The sequence below is a fragment of the Kribbella antiqua genome, from assembly GCF_004345665.1.
GTDB classification, from domain to species: Bacteria; Actinomycetota; Actinomycetes; order Propionibacteriales; family Kribbellaceae; genus Kribbella; species Kribbella antiqua.
In genome coordinates this window covers 292,829-312,100 of the sequence record NZ_SLWR01000009.1, presented here as the reverse complement: position 1 = coordinate 312,100, position 19,272 = coordinate 292,829, and the positions used below count along the sequence as shown (strand labels likewise).

At 69.0% G+C, this 19,272-nt stretch carries 22 protein-coding genes; 5 read left to right on the top strand and 17 right to left on the bottom strand.

All coding sequences use genetic code 11. From position 1 onward, the window contains the following. Window position 1 precedes the first annotated feature (1 nt). Complete coding sequence (locus EV646_RS25965) at window positions 2-427, bottom strand: Fur family transcriptional regulator (RefSeq protein ID WP_199237208.1); 426 nt, start codon at window positions 425-427, stop codon at window positions 2-4. A 141-nt stretch (window positions 428-568) separates the two neighbouring features. Between EV646_RS25965 and EV646_RS25960 the strand changes: the two genes are divergently transcribed. Then, on the top strand, window positions 569-1,558 hold the full coding sequence (locus EV646_RS25960) for a GNAT family N-acetyltransferase (protein ID WP_241996325.1): 990 nt from the start codon (window positions 569-571) through the stop codon (window positions 1,556-1,558). Here the strand turns inward: EV646_RS25960 and EV646_RS25955 are convergent. Together EV646_RS25955 and EV646_RS39510 are read right to left on the bottom strand one after the other, a co-directional pair. Continuing rightward, window positions 1,555-4,032, bottom strand: a complete 2,478-nt coding sequence (locus EV646_RS25955; RefSeq protein ID WP_199237196.1) for a LuxR C-terminal-related transcriptional regulator — start codon at window positions 4,030-4,032, stop codon at window positions 1,555-1,557. The two genes, EV646_RS25960 and EV646_RS25955, sit on opposite strands and share 4 nt — an antisense overlap. A gap of 5 nt (window positions 4,033-4,037) precedes the next feature. After that, window positions 4,038-4,283 (bottom strand): AAA family ATPase, encoded by a 246-nt coding sequence (locus EV646_RS39510; RefSeq protein WP_199237195.1) that lies wholly within the window; start codon window positions 4,281-4,283, stop codon window positions 4,038-4,040. A 114-nt stretch (window positions 4,284-4,397) separates the two neighbouring features. Here EV646_RS39510 and EV646_RS25950 point away from each other — a divergent pair, with 114 nt between their 5' ends. Beyond that, the gene (locus tag EV646_RS25950; RefSeq protein WP_132152916.1) at window positions 4,398-5,405 is read left to right on the top strand and encodes an aldo/keto reductase; all 1,008 of its coding nucleotides are present in this window, start codon (window positions 4,398-4,400) and stop codon (window positions 5,403-5,405) included. A 24-nt stretch (window positions 5,406-5,429) separates the two neighbouring features. Continuing rightward, on the top strand, window positions 5,430-6,461 hold the full coding sequence (locus tag EV646_RS25945; protein WP_132152914.1) for a DUF4331 family protein: 1,032 nt from the start codon (window positions 5,430-5,432) through the stop codon (window positions 6,459-6,461). Between the two features lie 3 nt (window positions 6,462-6,464). On the opposite strand, the gene EV646_RS25940 is transcribed toward EV646_RS25945, so the two are convergent. From EV646_RS25940 to EV646_RS25915, 6 genes are read right to left on the bottom strand one after another with little or no spacing between them, the layout of a single operon-like run. Then, window positions 6,465-7,130, bottom strand: coding sequence for a GNAT family N-acetyltransferase (locus EV646_RS25940; RefSeq protein WP_132152912.1), 666 nt, complete (start codon window positions 7,128-7,130; stop codon window positions 6,465-6,467). Window positions 7,131-7,134: 4 nt separating this feature from the next. Further along, window positions 7,135-8,064: a GTPase Era gene (gene era, locus EV646_RS25935; protein ID WP_132152910.1), complete on the bottom strand. Its 930-nt coding sequence runs from the start codon at window positions 8,062-8,064 to the stop codon at window positions 7,135-7,137. Beyond that, window positions 8,048-8,380, bottom strand: coding sequence for a cytidine deaminase (locus EV646_RS25930; protein WP_132152909.1), 333 nt, complete (start codon window positions 8,378-8,380; stop codon window positions 8,048-8,050). The genes era and EV646_RS25930 overlap by 17 nt, the downstream gene beginning before the upstream one ends. 34 nt (window positions 8,381-8,414) lie before the next feature. Beyond that, window positions 8,415-9,719, bottom strand: coding sequence for a hemolysin family protein (locus tag EV646_RS25925; protein ID WP_132152907.1), 1,305 nt, complete (start codon window positions 9,717-9,719; stop codon window positions 8,415-8,417). Window positions 9,720-9,726: 7 nt separating this feature from the next. Continuing rightward, window positions 9,727-10,209, bottom strand: coding sequence for an rRNA maturation RNase YbeY (ybeY, locus tag EV646_RS25920; protein ID WP_132152905.1), 483 nt, complete (start codon window positions 10,207-10,209; stop codon window positions 9,727-9,729). After that, complete coding sequence (locus tag EV646_RS25915; RefSeq protein WP_241996338.1) at window positions 10,206-11,132, bottom strand: PhoH family protein; 927 nt, start codon at window positions 11,130-11,132, stop codon at window positions 10,206-10,208. Before EV646_RS25915 ends, ybeY begins: the two co-directional genes overlap by 4 nt. Before the next feature lie 326 nt (window positions 11,133-11,458). Here EV646_RS25915 and EV646_RS25910 point away from each other — a divergent pair, with 326 nt between their 5' ends. Then, on the top strand, window positions 11,459-11,968 hold the full coding sequence (locus EV646_RS25910) for a SigE family RNA polymerase sigma factor (RefSeq protein WP_199237193.1): 510 nt from the start codon (window positions 11,459-11,461) through the stop codon (window positions 11,966-11,968). Further along, the gene (locus EV646_RS25905) at window positions 11,965-13,050 is read left to right on the top strand and encodes a Gmad2 immunoglobulin-like domain-containing protein (RefSeq protein ID WP_132152901.1); all 1,086 of its coding nucleotides are present in this window, start codon (window positions 11,965-11,967) and stop codon (window positions 13,048-13,050) included. Before EV646_RS25910 ends, EV646_RS25905 begins: the two co-directional genes overlap by 4 nt. Here EV646_RS25905 and EV646_RS25900 read toward each other — a convergent pair. The 8 genes from EV646_RS25900 to hrcA form a co-directional block, all read right to left on the bottom strand. Continuing rightward, window positions 13,037-14,374: a sensor histidine kinase gene (locus EV646_RS25900; protein WP_241996324.1), complete on the bottom strand. Its 1,338-nt coding sequence runs from the start codon at window positions 14,372-14,374 to the stop codon at window positions 13,037-13,039. The genes EV646_RS25905 and EV646_RS25900 overlap by 14 nt on opposite strands. Before the next feature lie 44 nt (window positions 14,375-14,418). Further along, on the bottom strand, window positions 14,419-15,084 hold the full coding sequence (locus tag EV646_RS25895) for a response regulator transcription factor (protein ID WP_132152899.1): 666 nt from the start codon (window positions 15,082-15,084) through the stop codon (window positions 14,419-14,421). 15 nt (window positions 15,085-15,099) lie between these two features. Beyond that, the gene (locus EV646_RS25890; protein ID WP_132152897.1) at window positions 15,100-15,309 is read right to left on the bottom strand and encodes a hypothetical protein; all 210 of its coding nucleotides are present in this window, start codon (window positions 15,307-15,309) and stop codon (window positions 15,100-15,102) included. Further along, entirely contained in the window at window positions 15,309-15,707 is a 399-nt protein-coding gene (locus EV646_RS25885) for a hypothetical protein (protein ID WP_132152895.1), read from the bottom strand. The genes EV646_RS25890 and EV646_RS25885 overlap by 1 nt, the downstream gene beginning before the upstream one ends. An 89-nt stretch (window positions 15,708-15,796) precedes the next feature. Further along, window positions 15,797-16,132 (bottom strand): ArsR/SmtB family transcription factor, encoded by a 336-nt coding sequence (locus EV646_RS25880; protein ID WP_132152893.1) that lies wholly within the window; start codon window positions 16,130-16,132, stop codon window positions 15,797-15,799. Window positions 16,133-16,253: 121 nt separating this feature from the next. Continuing rightward, the gene (locus EV646_RS25875; RefSeq protein ID WP_132152891.1) at window positions 16,254-16,970 is read right to left on the bottom strand and encodes a 16S rRNA (uracil(1498)-N(3))-methyltransferase; all 717 of its coding nucleotides are present in this window, start codon (window positions 16,968-16,970) and stop codon (window positions 16,254-16,256) included. Window positions 16,971-16,976: 6 nt separating this feature from the next. Beyond that, window positions 16,977-18,122: a molecular chaperone DnaJ gene (gene dnaJ, locus EV646_RS25870; RefSeq protein WP_132152889.1), complete on the bottom strand. Its 1,146-nt coding sequence runs from the start codon at window positions 18,120-18,122 to the stop codon at window positions 16,977-16,979. A 24-nt stretch (window positions 18,123-18,146) separates the two neighbouring features. Next, complete coding sequence (gene hrcA / locus EV646_RS25865) at window positions 18,147-19,169, bottom strand: heat-inducible transcriptional repressor HrcA (protein ID WP_132152887.1); 1,023 nt, start codon at window positions 19,167-19,169, stop codon at window positions 18,147-18,149. Window positions 19,170-19,272 lie beyond the last annotated feature (103 nt).

Here is a 19,272-nt window from a genome sequence, read left to right as displayed (position 1 = left end):
CTCAACCTTTCCGTGCGGTTGCTGGTTCATCGGTGCTGGCGGAACAAGCGGGACACAAGCCCCAGTAGACGACTTCGGCCTCGTCGACGGAGAAACCGTGGCGGTCCGACGGGTGCAGGCAGGGCGCCTCGCCGACGGCGCAGTCCACGTCTTCGATCGCGCCGCACGACCGGCACACCACGTGGTGATGGTTGTCCGCTACCCGCGCCTCGTAGCGCGCGACAGAACCGGCCGGCTGGATCCGCCGCAGCAGCCTGGCGTCGGTCAGCGCGCGCAGGACGTCGTACACCGCTTGATGGGACACTTCGGGCAGTTCCCGGCGGGTGGCCTGGATGATTGTGTCGGTGTCGGCGTGCGGATGCGCGTGGACAGCGTGGAGTACGGCCACCCGTGGCCGGGTGACGCGGAGCGCGACCTCGCGCAACATCTGGTGGAGGTCGGAATCGACTGCCACTCCACGCAGTCTTCTCCCCGTTCTGGACTCGGTCAAGATTCCTCCCTGGACGGTCAGTGCCCAACCGGGGATAAATCACTCGCGCCAAACGGTGGGTGGGAGGAACCTGAGGGCGTGGAGATTACAAGGCTGTCCCCCGACGACGAGGTCGGGTGTGCGGATGCCGTGGGTCTGATGAACGCGGCGGCGAAGCTCGACTGCCCGGAGGCGTTGCTGCCGACGCCGCGGGGCTATGCCGCGCACCTGAAACACGGCTGGGATGGGGATCCGGGTCAGGCCTTCTTGGCTCGCGACGAGGACGGTGTGGCCGTCGGCCTGCTCGGGCTGCACACGCCGACGTACGACAACACACACCTCGCGTGGGTCGACGCGGGGGTGCATCCGGACCACCGCGGTCGCGGGATCGGCTCGACGCTGATCGCGTACGGCGAAGAGCTGGCTCGTGAGCTGGGCCGGACCTCGCTGGGGACGGACAACTGGGACCTGCCGAAGGCGAACGCGTTCTCGCTGAGGCACGGGTTCGAGCAGAAGGCGATCGAGGTGAACCGGCGGCAGGACATCGCCGGCCTCGACTGGTCGGTGGTCGATCGCTTGTACGACGAGGCCGCGCAGGCGTCGACGGCGTACGAGCTGGTCCGGGTGGCCGGGCGGGTGCCGGAGGAGATGCTCGACGGCATGGTCGGGCTGACCGCGTCGATCAACGACGCGCCCAAGGACGACCTGGACATCGAGGACGACGTGTTCACGCCGGACCGGCTGCGCAAGTACGAGGCGGCCCAGGAAGCGCATGACCGGAAGATCTACCGGGTGATCGCGCGGGAGCGTTCGACCGGCGCACTGGCCGGGCACTCGACGATCGTGGTCGAGCGCGAACGACCGCACATCGCCGAGCAGCACGACACCGCCGTCGACCGAGCCCACCGCGGCCACCGCCTCGGCGCCCTGGTCAAAACCGACATGCTCCGCTGGCTCCGCGACAACGAACCCGCCGTCACCCAGCTGGACACCTGGAACGCCGAATCCAACACCCACATGATCGCCATCAACGAACAGCTGAACTACCGCATCGTCGCCCGAGTCATCGCGTACCAGAAGTCGCTCTAGGTCATCGGGCCGAGGGCATCGCGCAAGGCGGCTCGGGTGGTGATGCCGAGCTTGGGAAAGATCCGGTAGAGGTGACCACCGACCGTTCGGTGTGACAGGTACAGCTGGGCGGCGATCTCCTTGTTCGTCAACCCCGAGGCGGCAAGCCGGGCGATCTCGAGCTCCTGGGGCGTCAGTTCGGCAGCGTGCTGTTGTCGACCGGAGTCCGCGGCGAGTCCGGTCGCCCGCAGCTCTCGCTCGGCTCGCGCGATCCACGGATCGGCCCCGAGCGTCCTGAACGCGGTCAGGGCCGCCTGGAGCTGGAGCTTGGCCTCGGTGACCGCTCGAGCGCGCCGGAGCCGCTCGCCGTACAGGAGACGGATTCGCGCGACATCGAACGGCCACTGGTCGACAGTCGGCAGCCTCAATGCCGCGTCGAAGTGCGCGCCGGCATCCGCTTCCGTCGCGGCCGCCAGCCCGGCTGATCCAGCCACCAGGATCGCCAGGCGAGGGGACAGGTCCGCCAGCCTCGCCTCGTGCATGGCCATCACATGGCGCTCCGCCTCCGCGGCCCGGCCGGTCCGCACCGCGGCCTCGACCAGATCCATCGCCATCCACAGGCAGTGCGGGACATGGGAGGCCAGGATCCCGGCCGGGCTGATTGCCGACGCATGCCGGTACGCCGCCTCGAAGTCACTTCGGCCCAGATCGGCCAGCACCAGCGCGTGGTGTGCGAATGCCCGCGCGGTTCCGACACCCCGGGGACTGGCCCAGCCGACAACCTGGTCGACCAGCGCCAAGCACTCGTCGTACCTCCCCTGTACGGCGGCCAGCAGCGCCAGGTGATACCGCGGATACCAGCTGAAGAAACCGGCGGCCCGCTCCTCGCTCACCGTCAGAGCTTCCGACGCCAGTACGCCGGCTTCATCCCACTTGCCCCGGTGGAAGTCGTCGACGCAGAGGTCGAACAGCGATACGAGGTGCTTGCGCGCCGGTCCGCCGTCGCGGCCTTGCAGGACGATGCGCCAGAGTGGTTCGCGCACCTCGGCCAGCCGATCGGCGTACATGGCGGCGCCGGCAACGTTCTGGACGGTGTCGGGATCCAGCTCATGATGGACCGCTTCCAGCGCGGTCAACAGACGCGGCAAAGCGGCGACTCCGGTGCGGGCCGGGTCCGCGAACATGTCCAGCGTCAAGGAAAGCAATGCCGGAGGTCCGTCCGAGAGCCGACCCATCGCGGCGTACAGCGATTCCCACAACTCCCGGCGCCCGCCTACGAAGCAAATCAAGGCCAGTGTCCAGAGCGCGTTCACAACCTCTGGGTCGTTCGAGTCCTCCCGCTGCGGACTGGCCTCGAGGGCTCCGGACAGCAGACGGTGCGCGGTATCCACGTGTCCGTCGCCGGTGAGCATGACCAGCGCCGCGGCCGAGGCGTAGTGCAGCGATGCGCTCGCCTGCCCTACTGCCTGCCGGCTACCTTCGAGCAGTTCGGCCGCGCTCTTCATCTCACCCATGGCCTCGGCGCCGATCAACGCGGCCTGCGCCAGCCGGCGAGCACGATCAGCCGGGTTCGGACTGAGGCCGGCCGCGCGGGTCAGCAGCGCTACCGCGGACGGAGCGTCCCCCCGCACCAACAGACGCCGCACGGCGATCTCGAGTACGGCGGCCACCTGCTCGTCGGGCTCGGTCGTCGCCTCGCCGAGGTGCAGCGCCCTGCGTTCCGGCTCGTCGGCGAAGGCTTCCGCCAAGGCGCTGTGTGCCTTCCGACGTTCGGCCGAGGTCGTCGCCGCGACCACGGCGGACCGAATCAGCGGATGCCGGAACGCGAGCCGGTGATCGCTCACCCGGACCAGCCCGTCCTGCTCAGCGGGCGCGAGATCGGCCAGCTCGTAGCTGCCGGCGCAGGCTGCCTCGAGCGTGCGCAGCTCGCCGGTGCCTTCGAGCGCGGCCAACACGAGCAGTGCCCTGGTCGCCTCGGGCAACGACTCGACGCGGGACGCGAAGTACCGCCCCAACTGCTGGCCCAGTGGAAGCACTGCCGGCAGCGGCTCGGTCGCGGCACGCTGCGACTGGCGCAACGCCCGGGGCAACTCGAGCAGGGCGAGCGGGTTTCCTTGTGCGGTCTGCAGAAGCCGCGACCTGACAGCCGGGCGAAGGTCCGGGAACTGGAAGGTGAGGAGCCGATCGGCCGCTTCGTCGTCCAGCGGTTCGACGTCGTACCTGCGCAACCCGGCCCGGTCGAAGAAGCCCTGTTCCTCACCCGTCCGGCTCGCTGCGAGGAACGCCGTACGGCTGCCTGAGAGCCGTCTGGCGACGAAGCTCAGAATGCCGGCGCTGGCCCGGTCGATCCATTGGATGTCGTCGACGATCAGCAGCAGGGACGATCGAGCGGCGGCCTTCCGGAGCAGGACGGTGACCGCGTTGGACACCAGCAGTCGGCCAGGCGGCGGACCGTCGCCGAAGCCGAGTGCCACCTGTAGCGCGTCGCGCTGCACGGTACTCAGCTCCTCGACTTGCCGAGGAGCGGATACAACAACTGGTTCAGCGCGGCATGGCTGATCTGGCCTTCGAGTTCAGTACCGGCCGCTCGCAGGACAGTCGCACCGGACGCCTCGCCGTACTCCTGCGCGGCGTCCAGCAACGCCGTCTTGCCCACACCGGGATCACCCGACAACAGCAGCGCTCCGCCGGCCTGGTCCACGAATCCCCGGAGCACCTCGAGCTCCCGCAGCCGCCCGACCAGCATGCCCGGAGTCTACCGACGCCGTACTCGAAACGCCGCGATCGAGTCAGATGACTCATCCGAAGTGGCGACCTCTCAGCCGACAGTAGTGCGGACCCCAATCACTGGAGAATGACGATGAGAGTCGGGAAGCGCACGCTGGGCCGTCGGGGCCTGGAGGTGTCGACGATCGGGCTCGGCGCGCTCGGGATGTCGGACCTCTACGGGCCGGCCGACGAGCAGGAGTCGATCGCGACCCTGCACGAGGCGATCGACGCCGGTATCACCTTGATCGACACCGGCGACTTCTACGGATCCGGGCACAACGAGATGCTCATCGGCCGGGCCTTGGCGGGCCGGCGGCGCGAGGACATCGTCCTGAGCGTCAAGTTCGGGGCGCGGCGGGGACCGGACGGGAGCTTCCTGGCGGCCGGGTACGACGTCTCGCCGGCCGCGGTGCTGGATCGGCTCGCGTACACGTTGCGCCGGCTGGGGACCGACTACGTCGACATCTACCGGCCCTCCCGGTTCAACCCCGAGATCCCGGTCGAAGACACCGTCGGCGCACTGCTGGAGCTGCGGACAGCCGGCTACATCCGGGCCATCGGACTCTCCGAGGCGGGAGCCGGCACGATCAGGCGGGCCGCCGCGGTGGCGCCGATCAGCGACCTGCAGATCGAGTACTCGCTGCTCTCCCGTGGACCGGAGCAGTCCATCATTCCCACCCTCCGCGAGCTCGGCATCGGCCTGACCGCGTACGGCGTCCTGTCGCGCGGCCTGCTCAGCGGCCACTGGACCAGCGACCGCCGGCTCGGCGCCACCGACTTCCGGGCCGTCAGCCCTCGGTTCCAGGGCGACAACCTGGCGGCGAACCTCCGCCTCGTGGACGCCCTCACCGGCGTCGCGCAGCGGCTCGACGCGACCACCGCCCAGGTCGCGATCGCCTGGGTCGCTGCCCAGGGCAACGACATCGTGCCGCTGGTCGGCGCCCGCCGGCGCGACCGGCTGGCCGAAGCTCTCAGCGCGGCCGAGCTGGTGCTGGACGCCGAGGACCTCCGCGCGATCGAGGCCGCCGTACCCGCGGGAGCCGCGGCCGGCGACCGCTACCCACCACAGGCGATGGCAGCACTCGACAGCGAACGCTGAACCATCCGAGCAGAAAGAAGAACCATGTCGCACCACCTGGATTCACCACTGGCCCGGCAGGACGTCCGGCTCGACATCACCGACCTGTACGTCTTCCGCGGCGAGACCGGAACCGTCCTCGTCCTCAACGTCTGTCACTCGCTGGCCGGCGATATCCCGACACCCGGCTTCCACCCCGAGGGCAGGTACGAGTTCAAGCTCGACCTGACCGGCGACAGCGTCGAGGACCGCACGTACCGCTTCGTCTTCGGCGACCGCGACGAGTCCGGGGTTCAGGCCGTCACCGTCCACCAGCTCGACGACGAGGCGGCAGCCGATCCGTTCGCAACCGGCACAGTACTGGCGACGGGCAGCACCGAAAGCATGATCACGAGCGCCGGAGTGCGGGTCTGGGCAGGCAGGGCAGGCGACCCGTTCTGGATCGAGCCCGACGTCCTGCACGCTGTCGGGCACGCCTTCCAGGACGCTACGACGATCGACCTCGGAACCTGGACACCAGACCGTGCGAAGAACCTCTTCGCCGGTCACACTGTCTACTCGATCGTGCTCGAGATCCCCGACACCGACCTCCTCGAGCCCGGGCGGACAACCCGTCCGATCGGCGTCTGGGCCGTCGCCAGCCTCGCCACCGACGCGGGCGGCTGGCGCTCGATCAACCGGGTCGGGCTGCCGATGATCCATCCCTTGTTCACCCAGTTCAACGAGCAGCTGGGCGACGATCTCAACGCCGGCCGGCCTCTCGACGACCCGATGACTTACGGCGATCTGCTCACCCGCGAGATCGCCGGTGTCGTCAGCGCCTACGGCACGGCCGAGGACCCCGGGGCCTACGCCGCCGACGTAGTCGACCGCTTCCTGCCCAACGTGCTGCCGTACATCGTCGGTACGCCGGCGTGCTTCGGCTTCAGCTCCTGGAACGGCCGGACGCTCACCGACAACGCGCCCGACGTGATGTTTTCGATCGCGGCCAACACCCCGGTCTCGCTCGGCATCGGCAAGGAGTCGGTCACCGCCAAGCCTCGCGCGTTCTTCCCGTACGTCCCAGAAGCGAGCTAGGGCCTAGACCGGCTCGACGATCGTCACCATCATCTCGTTGGAGAGGGTGAAGCCGAGGGACTTGTAGAGGCGGATCGCGGTGGTGTTGGTGCCGCCGGTGTGCAGGAACGGGGTCCGGCCGGTCGACGTGATGTGAGCGGCCACCACTCGGATCAGCCGGCTGGCCAGGCCCTGGCCCTGATACAACGGGTGGGTGCAGACTGCGCTGATCTCGGTATGAGTGGGCAGCGCGAAACGGGTGCCGGCCATCGCGATCAGTTCGCCATCGCGGCGGATGCCGAGGTAGGTGCCGAGCTCGATGGTGCGGCTGCGGAACGGACCGGGGTCGGTCAGCGCGACCAGCGCCAGCATCTCGGGTACGTCGTCCAGCCCGAGAACGACCGCTTCGTCGTCGACGGCGGCCAGGGTCGGCGGTGCGACGAACTGGACCAAGTCGAATTGTCGGTCCAGCTTGAAGGCGTCGGGGATCGGCAGGTCCGGGCGCATCAGGGCCGCGCTGGTACCCGGGCCGAGCAACACAGCCGCATCCGCCCAGTCCTGATCAGTCGGGTTGCCGGGCAGGCCGAGAAACGGCGCGATGGCCGTCGGATAGCGACGGGCATTGCCCCGGACCTCCGCGATGGTCGAGTGCGGGCCGGTCAGAGCGGCGTACACAGGGTTGGTCAGCACCGGATCAGAAGCCCAGTTTGCGGAGGTGCTTGGCGTCGGTTTGCCAGTTCTTGGCGATCTTGACGTGCAGGTCGAGGTAGACCGGCGTACCGAGGAGGGCCTCGATCTGGCGGCGGGCGGCGGCGCCGACCTCGCGCAGGCGGGCGCCCTTGTGGCCGATCACGATGCCCTTCTGGCTGTCGCGCTCGAGGAAGATGTTCGCGTAGACGTCGAGCAGCGGCTTGTCGTCCGGGCGACCTTCGCGCAGGTTCATCTCGTCGATGGTGACGGCGATCGAGTGCGGCAGCTCGTCGCGGACACCCTCGAGTGCGGCCTCGCGGATCAGCTCGGCGACCAGGGTCTCCTCGGGCTCGTCGGTGATGTCGCCGTCGGGGTAGAGCGCGAAGCCCTCCGGCAGCAGCTTGACCAGCTCGTCGGCGACCAGATCCACCTGGAATCCGGAGGTCGCCGACACCGGCACGATCGAGGCCCACTCGATGCCGGCGGACTCCCCCAGCGCGGCGATCTCGGCGAGGTGCTCGACCATGCGGTCCGGTTCGACCAGGTCGGCCTTGGTGGCGAGCGCGACCTTCGGGGTCTTCGCGACCTTCGCCGCCTCGCTCACCAGGAACCGGTCGCCCGGCCCGATCTTGTCGCTGGCCGGCAGGCAGACCGCGATCACGTCGACCTCGGCCCAGGTGGTCTTGACCAGGTCGTTCAGCCGCTCACCGAGCAGGGTCCGCGGCTTGTGCAGCCCGGGGGTGTCGACGAGCACGAGCTGCGCGTCCGGCCTGTGCACGATCCCCCGTACGGCGTGCCGCGTCGTCTGCGGTTTCGACGAGGTGATCACGATCTTCTTGCCGACCAGAGCGTTCGTGAGAGTGGATTTGCCGGCGTTGGGGCGCCCGACAAAACAAGCGAAACCGGACTTGAAGACCTCAGGTGTGGACGACATCGCGGACCTCTCCGGTGCCTTGGGCAACTACTACGGGGATGGCGGCGCCGGCGAAGTGGCGGACGACGTTGACGTCGACGTCGGACGAGTCGGTGACCACCGCGGCGGCCTCCAGCCCCTTCACCCCGGACGACAGCGCCATCGCGACCGCCAGCTGCAGTGCGGTCAGGTCGACGGTGTCGAGCGCCACCGTGCAGGCGGCATACGTGCGACCGTCGGAGTCGCGGACAGCGGCGCCCTCGGCCGCCCGGGTACGGGCACGCGCCGTGCGGGCCAGGGTGACGAGTTTGGCGTCCTCGGCCGAGAGGTCTGACAAGAAGTGCTCCTAGGCGATCAGGGCGATGGAGAGATCAGGCGTGCTGGTGGTTCTGGTCTTGCGGCTGGCCGGCGGGCTCTTCCCGTCGTACCAGCACAGTACCGACCTGGTTGCGGCGGCCGGACGGCCGCTCCGCGGTCAGCGACAGTCCAGCGATCTCCACTTCGGCGCCGGGGATCGGCACCTTGCCCAGGAGTTTGGCCATCAGGCCGCCGACCGTGTCGACGTCGTCGTCGTCCAGCGGTACGCCGAACAGCTCGCCCAGCTCGTCGATCGGCAGCCGGCTGGACACCCGGTAGGCCCCGTCGGACAGCTCCTGCACCGAGTCGGGCACCTCGTCGTACTCGTCGGTGATCTCGCCGACGATCTCCTCCAGGATGTCCTCGATAGTGACCAGGCCGGCGGTTCCGCCGTACTCGTCGACGACGATCGCGACGTGCATCCGGGCCGCCTGCATCTCGCGCAGCAGCTGGTCGACCGGCTTGGAGTCCGGGATGTACATGCACGGCCGCATCACCGACTCGACCCGCTCGGTCGATTCGGCCTGCGCGTTGTCGTAGACGCGGCGCATCACGTCCTTGAGGTAGACGACCCCGAGGATGTCGTCCAGCGACTCGCCGATCACCGGGATCCGCGAGTACCCGGAGCGGAGCGCGAGCGAGGTGAGCTGGCGCAGCTTCTTGTGCTTCTCGATGTAGACCATGTCGGTCCGCGGCACCATCACCTCGCGGACGATGGTGTCGCCCAGCTCGAACACCGAGTGGATCATCTGCCGCTCGCCGGACTCGATCACCGCCGACTTCTCCGCGTAGTCGACCAGCGCACGCAGCTCGGCCTCGGTCGCGAATGGGCCCTCGGCGAAGCCCTTGCCCGGGGTGAGCGCGTTGCCGAGCATGATCAGCACCTTCGGCAACGGCCCGAGTACGCGCGTCAGCGCCATCACCGGACCGGCCGAGACGATCGCGAACCGGTCCGAGTGCTGCCGGCCGAGGGTGCGCGGCGCGACGCCGATGATCACGTACGAGACCAGCACCATCACCACGGCGGTGATCAGGATGTGCTCCCAGGTGACCGAGAGGACCTCCGACAGCGCCTGGGTGACCAGCACGATCGCGGTGATCTCGCAGATCAGCCGGACCAGCAGCAGCGAGTTCAGGTAGCGCGGCGCGTCCGACAGCAGGTCGCGCAGCCGCACCGCGCGCAGGTTGCCCAGCTCGACCTGCTCGTTCGCGCGCACCTTCGAGTACGACGACAGCGCCGCCTCCGCACCGGCGAACAACCCGGCGAGCAGGACCAGCACCGCAGCCACAACCAGCAGAACGAGGTCGTGGGAGCTCACCGCAACGTCACTCCTGTCCGAGCCTGTTGGCTGGGGCTCGCCATGCTTCGAGTAGCCGGCCTTGGATGTCCCACATCTCCGCCTTCTCGGCGGGTTCGGCGTGGTCGTAGCCGAGCAGGTGCAGGATGCCGTGCACCGTCAGCAGCTCCAGCTCCGCCCACGTGCCGTGCCCGGCCTTCGCGCCCTGGGCGGCTGCGACGGTCGGGCACAGCGCGATGTCACCAAGGTGCCCGAGGGGAAGCTCGGAGTCGTCGCCGTTGTCCGACGAACCCGGCCGCAGCTCGTCCATCGGCCACGACATCACGTCGGTCGGACCCGGCAGGTCCAGGAACTCGACGTGATAACGCGCCATGGTGTCCTCGTCGACCAGCTTGATCGACAGCTCACACTCCGGGTGCAGCCGCAGCGACGACATCACGAAGCGGCTCAGCCGCATCAGTCCGTGTGCGTCGATCTCGACCCCGGACTCGTTGTTGACCTCGACGTTCATCTCTTGCCGTCAGAGCTGCCTTCGTAGTTCTCGTACGCCGAGACGATCCGGCCGACCAGCTTGTGCCGGACCACGTCGTGCGAGGTCAGCCGGCAGAAGGTCAGGTCCTGGACACCCTCGAGGATCTCCTGGACGACGCGCAGACCGGAGTTGGTGCCGGTCGGCAGGTCGACCTGGGTGACGTCGCCGGTGACGACCATCTTGGAGCCGAAACCGAGGCGGGTGAGGAACATCTTCATCTGCTCCGGCGAGGTGTTCTGCGCCTCGTCCAGGATGATGTAGGCGTCGTTCAGGGTCCGGCCGCGCATGTACGCCAGCGGGGCGATCTCGATCGTGCCGGCCGTCATCAGCCGCGGGATCGATTCCGGGTCCAGCATGTCGTGCAGGGCGTCGTACAGCGGGCGCAGGTACGGGTCGATCTTCTCCGACAGGGTGCCGGGCAGGAAGCCGAGCCGCTCACCGGCCTCGACGGCCGGCCGGGTCAGGATGATCCGGGTGACCTCCTTGGCCTGCAGCGCCTGGACCGCCTTGGCCACCGCCAGGTAGGTCTTGCCGGTACCGGCCGGGCCGATGCCGAAGACGATGGTGTTCTTGTCGATCGCGTCGACGTACCGCTTCTGGTTCAGCGTCTTCGGCCGGATGGTGCGGCCGCGGCTGGACAGGATGTTCTGGGTCAGGACGTCGCGCGGGCTCTCGACGGTGGCCGCCTTGATCATCGCGATGCTGCGCTCGACCGAGTCGCCGGTCAGCCCGTGGCCGGTCCGGACGACCGCGATCAGCTCGTCGATCAGCCGCTCGGCCAGGGCCAGCTCGGCCGGCTCACCGGTGAGGGTGATCTCGTTGCCGCGGACCATGATGTCGGCGGCGAACTCCTTCTCGACGATGCGGAGGAACTCGTCCCGGGCTCCGAGCAGGGCCACCATGTCGATGCTGTTCGGCACGACGATCTTGTGCGACGCCTGCGTGGTGGTGGCGGCCGCCCCGTTCGCGCGCGCCTCCGGTTCGATACTGCGTGGCCTGGACAGGCTCTTCCTCCTGATGCCGATGATGTTGACCCACCCATGCTAGCCGTCCGCACCGACACGCTCACTTGTAATTCGCCCGGACACGCTGGGTCACCAGCCATATCGGGCCGGCTCCATGACCCGCCGAGCCGGAAGCGAGGCCAAAAGCACTGTGTTGTCAACCTGGGATGTGGTCTCCGCGTCGTCGTTCTGTGGGTCAGCCGGCCGTGGTGTACGAAGAGTGCGTGACACATGAGTCCTCGTGGGATGCGGACGAGGCGCTGACGGCTGTCTACACGGCGCACTACACGTCGTTGGTCCGGCTCGGCGCCTTGCTGCTGCGTGACACCGGTACGGCGGAGGAGATCGTGCAGGACGCGTTCGTCGCGATGCACGGCCGCTGGAACCGGCTGCGCGACCCGCACCAGGCACTCGCGTACCTGCGGACGGCGGTGGTGAACCGCTGCCGCTCCCGCCAGCGCCATCTGGTGGTGGTCGACAAGCACACCCCGCGCTCGCTCCCGGACGAGCCGAGCGCGGAGCACGCCGTACTGCGGACCGCCGAGACCGACCGGGTGATCGAGGCGATGCGCACCCTGCCGGAGAAACAACGCACCGTGATGGTGCTGCGGTACTACGGTGACCTGTCGGAGGCGGAGATCGCCGAGGCGATGGGCATCAGCCGGGGATCCGTGAAGAGCCATGCGGCGCGCGCGACCAAGTCGCTGCGCCAGGTCCTGGAGCAGAGCCTATGAACGACCATTCGAACGACCCGTTCGACGAGTTGATGCGGCGGGCGCTGGCCGAGGAGGGCGACCGGATCGAGCCGGCCGACGCGCTGCCGGAGATCCGGGCCCGCGCGCATGCCCAGCGCCGGCCCGCGACCCGGCGCCCGTGGGTCGTCACCGCCGGCGCGGCCGCGCTCGGCACCGCCGCGGCGATCGGCGCGTTCACCGTCCTCGACGACAACGGCAAGAGCGCGACCGACGACCAGATCGCCGGACCGGGTACGACGACCAGCGCGTCCGGCGTGCCGCTGTCGACGACTCCTGGTCCCACCACCGCCACTCCTCTGCCGCCGACCGTCGTACCGTCCGCGAGCGGAAAGCCGGAGCCGGCAGTGAAGGGCGCGCTCGTCCCGGTGTACTGGCTCGGCGACCGGGTCGGCGTCACCAGGGAGCCCACCGTCCGGCTGTACCGCACCTGGGCCAAGGTCCAGGGCCGCCCGGCGGTCGAGGCGGTCCGGATCATGACGTCGAAGCAGCCGCCCGACCCCGACTACTACTCGGTCTGGCGCGGTGCGGAGGTCAACTCCGTCACCCGCGGCAACGGCGTGGTGACGGTCGACTTCAACCAACTCCCGAAGACCCGCCTGGACCCTGCGGTGGCCGATGTCGCCGCCCAGCAGCTGATCTACACCGTTCAGGGCGCCCTCGGCGACTCGTCCGAGCAGGTCCAGATCACCCAGCAGGGCCGGCCCGGCGGCATGCTCTTCGGCCAGGTCGACACCAGCCGTCCGCTCAGTCGCGCCCAGGCCGCGAACGTGCAGGCCCTGGTGTGGATCAACTCGCCCATGGACGGCCAGATCACCAAGAGTCCGGTCACTGTCGAAGGCATTGCCGCGGCGTACGAGGCGACGGTGAACTGGCGAGCCGTCAACCTCAAGACCCGGGCAACTCAGCAGGGCTTCACGAACACCAAGGAAGGCCAGAAGCTCTCGCCGTTCGCCGTCACGCTCAAGCTCACTCCGGGGCAGTGGCGGATCGAGGCCTATTTGATCTCCGCCGAGGACGGCCGGATCACCGACACGGATTCGAAGACCGTCATCGCCAAGTAGCCGGCAACATCACGGTAAAGGCAGCGCCGCCTTCCGGAGCCGGCCCGGCGGTGATCGTGCCGCCGAGTCTGCTGACGAGACCGTAAGCGAGCGCCAGGCCGATCCCTGACCCGACCGGTCGCCGGCCGCGGTATTTCTCATGGAGTACGCCGCGCTCGAACGCGATGGCGTAGTCCTCGGGATCCAGCCCCGGGCCGCCATCGCGGACCTGGAGCGCGGCCGTCTGCGGCCCGGCCTGGCCCAGGGACAAGGTCAGCTGCGAACCGGCCGGTGTCACGCGAAGTGCGTTCTCCGCCAGGCCGTCCAGGACTTGGCGGATCCGCCGCGGGTCGGTCGTCGCGATCGCCGGGTCGGGCGGCAACTCGAGCCGGAGCTGAACGCTCCGGCGCTCGCAGCGCACCCGCCAGACCTCCGCACACGCGCTGAGCGTCTCCCGAAGATCCACCGCGGTCAGGTCCAGCCGGAACTGGTCCGCGCCGATCCGGGCGAGGTCGAGGAGGTCGCTGACAAGTCGCTCAAGTCGCTGCGACTCCTGCTGGATCACCTGACCGGCGCGCTGAGCTTCCGGCCCGGTGACCACGCCATCGGCGAGCGACTCGGCGAATCCGTGTACGGCGGTCAATGGCGTCCGGAGCTCATGCGAGACCGACAACAGGAACTCGCGTTGCCGCTCCTCACTGTGCCTGAGTGCGACCGATAGCTCGTTGACCGCTTCGGCCACTTCGGCGACCTCGGCCGGACCTTCGACCGGGACGCTCAGGTCCCGTCTGCCGTGCCGCATCGCTGCTGCGACATCCGCCGTACGGCGAAGTGGACGGGCGAGCAGGCGGCCAAGGAGGCCACCGGCCAAGGCTGCGACCAGGAGGCCGGCGCCCAAGGCGAACAGGATGTTCCGTATCAGGATCCGTTGGGTGCCGGCCACCATGCGTACGGGCTCGACCAGGGCGAAGCCTGACTTGGGTCCTACTCCCCTGGCCTCGACGAGGTAGTCCTTGCCGTCCACAGCCACTGTCGTAGAGATGCTTTGCCCGCTGCTGATCTGGGTCAGGCCGGCGGTGGTCGCGGCCTCGACGGATCCCTGGTCGGTGGGCTGGATACCGCGACGAGGCAACAAAATCACCACGACGATGCCTTGGCCGCGGACAACCTCGGCGGTGCGTCCCAGACCGGCCGCCCGCGAACCCAGGCCGCGTTCGTCCAACTGGCTGGCCAGTACGTCGGCCTGCGCGGACAGCGAATCCTGGAGCACGCCCTGCGCCGACCGCCGGGCGAGGCCCGCCATCACCAGTCCTGCCACCAGGACCGCGATCCCGGCGACCGCCACGCACACCAGGACAATTCGCGTCGCCAAGGACGCGCGCCCGCCCATCATTGGTCAGCCGAGTAGCCGACCCCGCGAACGGTGCGGATCGGGCTGGACGGGCCGAGCTTGGCGCGGAGCTGAGCGATGTGAACGTCGACAGTGCGAGTCCCGGCCGAGCTCTGGTAACCCCAGACGGAGCTGAGGAGTTCGTCCCGCTCGAACACCCGGCCTGGCCGGCGGAACAGCTGAGCGAGCAGGTCGAACTCCGTGGACGTCAGCGCCACCTCGGCCTCACCCGCCCAGGCTCGCCGGCGGCTCAGGTCGACCCGGACCTCGCCCACGCTCAGGACGTCGGTGGTCAGGCCGCCACTACGACGCAGCACAGTCCGCACGCGCAGGGCGAGCTCCCGGGGACTGAAGGGTTTCGTGATGTAGTCGTCGGCGCCGAGCTCCAGGCCGAGCAGGCGGTCCACCTCGTCGTCCCGGGCGGTGACGAACAGGACCGGAGTCCAGTCGTCGGCGGCGCGCATCGTGCGGCAGATCTCCGCGCCATCCCGCCCCGGCAGGCCGATGTCGAGGATCACCGCGACCGGCCGCAGCTTCCGCCACGCTGCCAGCGCAGCCTCGCCATCGGACTCGACCTGTACGGCGAAGCCGTCGCGCCGCAGGTACAGCGAGATCACCTCGGCGATCGCGGCCTCGTCCTCCACCACCAGCACCAGACCGCGCATGTTCTGCTCCTGGGCTCAGGGTGAGCCGTCCGACGCCAGCTCCGAATCAATGGCGTCCAGGGTAGACCCGATCCCCGACAGCTCGTCGGCCGGCGACACAGCCCGCTTCCCCGCGCCGGACTGCCCTGCCGTCGAACCACCCGCGGGCTGCTCGGTTGACCCGCAAGCAGTCAGGCCGAACGCAAGTGCCGCCGTACTCATCAGGACGACCACCAGCCTGCGCATCACTTCACCACCTGGCAGTGCTTGGTCTTGAACGCCTCGAGTTCGGTCTTGATCTTGCCGAGCTGCTCGAGCCGTGCGCCTCGGCGTTCGGCCCGCTTCTCCAGCTTGTCGGCGACCTTCTCGTGCCCCTTCGCCCGCTGCTTCGCGGCCCGGGCCTTCAACCACGCCGCCGAACCCTTCACGTCGGCCCCACCGCTGATCCGGGTCGCGAGCTTCTCCCGCCGCGCGATCAGCTTCGGCAGTACGTCGGCACACAAACGCTGCGACTCCTCCGGGCTCAACGTGATCGGTGCGTAGCTCGGGCTCGGCGTCGGATCGGCTGCCTGGGCCGTCGTACTTCCCGCCAAACCGCTCATCAGTACGACGACCGACGTACCCAAGGCCATGGACCTGCGCATCTTCGCCACTCCTTCGTTCTCGGAACTGACACCACTGTCGGCCACCGGCATTCGAGAACGATCGCCCTTGTGTTCGGGCTTTGTAAGGATCAGTCGGCCTGGCGGTCGATGGTCGCCGCGAGCAGTCCCGGGAAGGCCGCGTCGAATTCGGGGCGGCGAAGGCGGTTGAGCCGGCGGGCGCCCTCGTCGCGCTGCTCGATCAGCCCCGCCGCCCGCAGGATGCTGAAGTGGTGACTCCGGGTCGCCTTGGTCACCGGCAGGTCGAAGGTCCCGCAAGCCCGGGTCCAGTCGTCGTGCGCAGCAAGATCCCGCAAAATGCTCCGCCGAACCGGATCAGCCAACGCATCCAACGCCACCTGCAACGACACCTCGACCGGATCAACGTGCGTGAGCGTCCGAGCCCGCGCGGTCTCAGCCGATGCCATCAGTGTTCGATCCTCGTCGTACAGTTGTGTTCGGTTGCCAACGAACAGTCTAGCGAGGAGCGACGATGATCGAACTGGTCGCCTACGGCTTCGGGCCGGGCGCGCGGAAGGCGGTGCGGGGCTAGCTCCAGCGGGTGCGGGCGAGGAGGGCTGAGGCGGCGGCGACGCCGGCGGTTGAGGTGCGGAGGACGGTGTCGCCCAGGCGCACCGGCTCTGCGTCGAAGGCGGTGAGTTCGGCGGGCGCGATGCCGCCTTCGGGGCCGATGACCATGACGATGTCGCCGGACGCCGGGACCTCGAGAGATGCCAGCGGGGTCTTGGCTTCTTCGTGGAGTACGACGGGGAGCGCGGCACCCGCGACCAGTTGAGCAACCTCGGAGGTGGACGCGATCGGTTCAACGACTGCGAACCAGGACCGGCGGGACTGCTTGCTCGCCTCGAAAGCCCAGGCCTGCCATTTCGCAAGAGTTTTCGCGGATCGCTCCGGGTTGCTGCGGAACTGGCTCCGCTCCGCGTTCCACGGCACGATCACATCCGCGCCGACCTCGGTGAGCATCTCCACCGCCAGCTCAGCCCGCTCGCCCTTCGGCAGCGCCTGTACGACGACCAGCCGCGGGCTCGCCGCCGGCACCGACCCACGGTTGTCGACGGCAACAGTCACCCCACTCTTCGACGCGCCCGTCACCGGACCCTCGGCGTACGAACCACGTCCGTCGGTCAACCGGATACGCTCCCCTGGACCGATCCGCCGTACGACCGCAGCATGCCGGCCCTCGGCACCGTCCAGCGTCAGCTCGTCACCGGACAGCTCCTCGAGGAAGAAAACAGCGACGCCCATCGAGAGCTAGTGGTTGCCGAAGGCGTCGCGGAGGCGGCCGAAGACGGACTTGTGGGCGGCCTGGACCTGACCCTGCGGGCGCTCCTCGCCACGGAACTCGGCGAGCTGCCGGAGCAGGCCGGCCTGCGCGTCGTCGAGCTTGGTCGGGGTCTCGACGATGACCTGGATGATCAGGTCGCCGCGACCGGCGTGGCGCAGCCGCGGGACACCCCGAGCGGTCAGGGTCATCGCCGTACCGGACTGGGTCCCCGGCCGGATCTCCAGTGGGGTCGTCTCGCCCTCCAGCGTCGGCAGGTCGATCGTCGTACCCAGCGCGGCCGCCGTCATCGGCAGCGTCACCGTGCAGTGCAGGTCGTCGCCGTTGCGGGTGAAGATGTCGTGCGGCTCGACCTCGATCTCGACGTACAGGTCGCCGGCCGGACCGCCGCCGGGGCCGACCTCGCCCTGGCCGGACAGCTGCACGCGCGTACCGGTGTCGACGCCGCCGGGGATCTTCACGGTGACGGTACGACGGGACCGGACCCGGCCGTCGCCGGCGCACTCGACACACGGGTTCGGGATGATCGTGCCGAAGCCGCGGCAGTTCGGGCACGGGCGCATCGTCCGGACCTCACCGAGGAAGGACCGCTGGGTGTGGGTGACCTCGCCACGGCCGTGGCAGATCTCGCAAGTGACCGGCTCGGAACCCGCCTCGGCGCCGGACCCCGAACAGGTCGGGCACAGTACGGCGGTGTCGACCTTCAGCTCGCGGGTCGTACCGAAGGCCGCCTCGGCCAGGTCGATCCGCAGCGGGATCAGCGCGTCCTGACCGCGCCGGGTCCGCGGCCGCGGCCCGCGGGTGGCCCCGCCGGTCTGGCCGAAGAAGGCGTCCATGATGTCGGTGAAGGTGAAGGCCTGGCCGAAGCCACCGGGCCCGCCCGCCGCACCGGCGCCGGTCGCGAACGGGTCGCCGCCGAGATCGTGCAGCTGCCGCTTCTGTGGATCGCTGAGCACCTGGAAGGCGCGGCCGATCTCCTGGAACTTGTGGTGCGCGTCCTCGGAGTCGTTCACGTCCGGGTGGTACTGGCGGGCCAGCTTGCGGTACGCCTTCTTGATCTCGTCCGGTGAAGCGTCACGGCTGACGCCCAGGACGGCGTAGTAATCGGTGCTCATACTCCAGACCAGGGGTTGGTGTTGTTAGGAGTCGGCCAGGATCTGGCTGACGTAGCGCGCGACGGCGCGGACAGCGCCCATCGTGCTCGGATAGTCCATGTGGGTCGGGCCGACGATGCCGAGCGTGGCCAGCGCCTCCGACTTGGACCCGTACCCGGTCGCGACCACCGAGGTGGTGGCCAGTTCCTCGTACGGGTTCTCGTGGCCGATGCGGACCGTCAGGGTCTGCGGGTTGGTCGCCTCGCCGAGCAGCTTGAGCAGGATGACGTGCTCCTCCAGCGCCTCCAGCACCGGCTTCACGTTCCGCTCGAAGTCGTCGCCGTACCGGGTCAGGTTGGCCGCGCCGCCGACGGCGATCCGCTGCTCGCCGACCTCGTCGGTGAACGCCTCCAGCAGCGTCGTCACGATCGCCGACACCAGGTGCCGGTCGTGCGGCGGGAAGGTCTCCGGAACAGCTGCCAGCGAGGTCGCCGCCTCGGTCAGCCGCTGCCCGGCCAGTGCGGTGTTCAGGCGGGACCGCAGGTCGCCGATCAGCTGCTCGTCGACGTCGTGCGGCGCCTCGACGATCCGCTGCTCGACCCGGCCGGCACTGGTGATCAGCACGAGCAGCAGCCGCCGCGGCGTCATCGTGACCACCTCGATGTGCCGCACGTGCGACCGGTTCAGCGACGGGTACTGCACGATCGCGACCTGACGCGTGATCTGGGCCAGCAGCCGGACAGTCCGTCGTACGACGTCATCCAGGTCGACGGCACCGGCCAGGAAGGAGGTGATCGCCTTCTTCTCGGCCGGGGACAGCGTCTTGACCGTGCTCAGCTTGTCCACGAACAGCCGGTAGCCGGCGTCGGTGGGGATCCGGCCGGCGCTGGTGTGCGGCTGGGTGATGTACCCCTCCTCCTCCAGCGCGGCCATGTCGTTGCGCACGGTGGCCGGCGAGACGCCGAGGTTGTGCCGGTCGACGAGTGTCTTCGAGCCGACCGGCTCATGGGTCGCGACGTAGTCCTCGACGATGGCGCGGAGAACATCCAGCTTGCGTTCGTCCAGCACGCGCACCACCTCTCTCGCCGTCTCATCGACCCCTGGCACTCCAGCGTTCGGAGTGCCAGTCTACCGAGCCGTAGTGCCCGGTACCGACGTATTACGGCGTGGG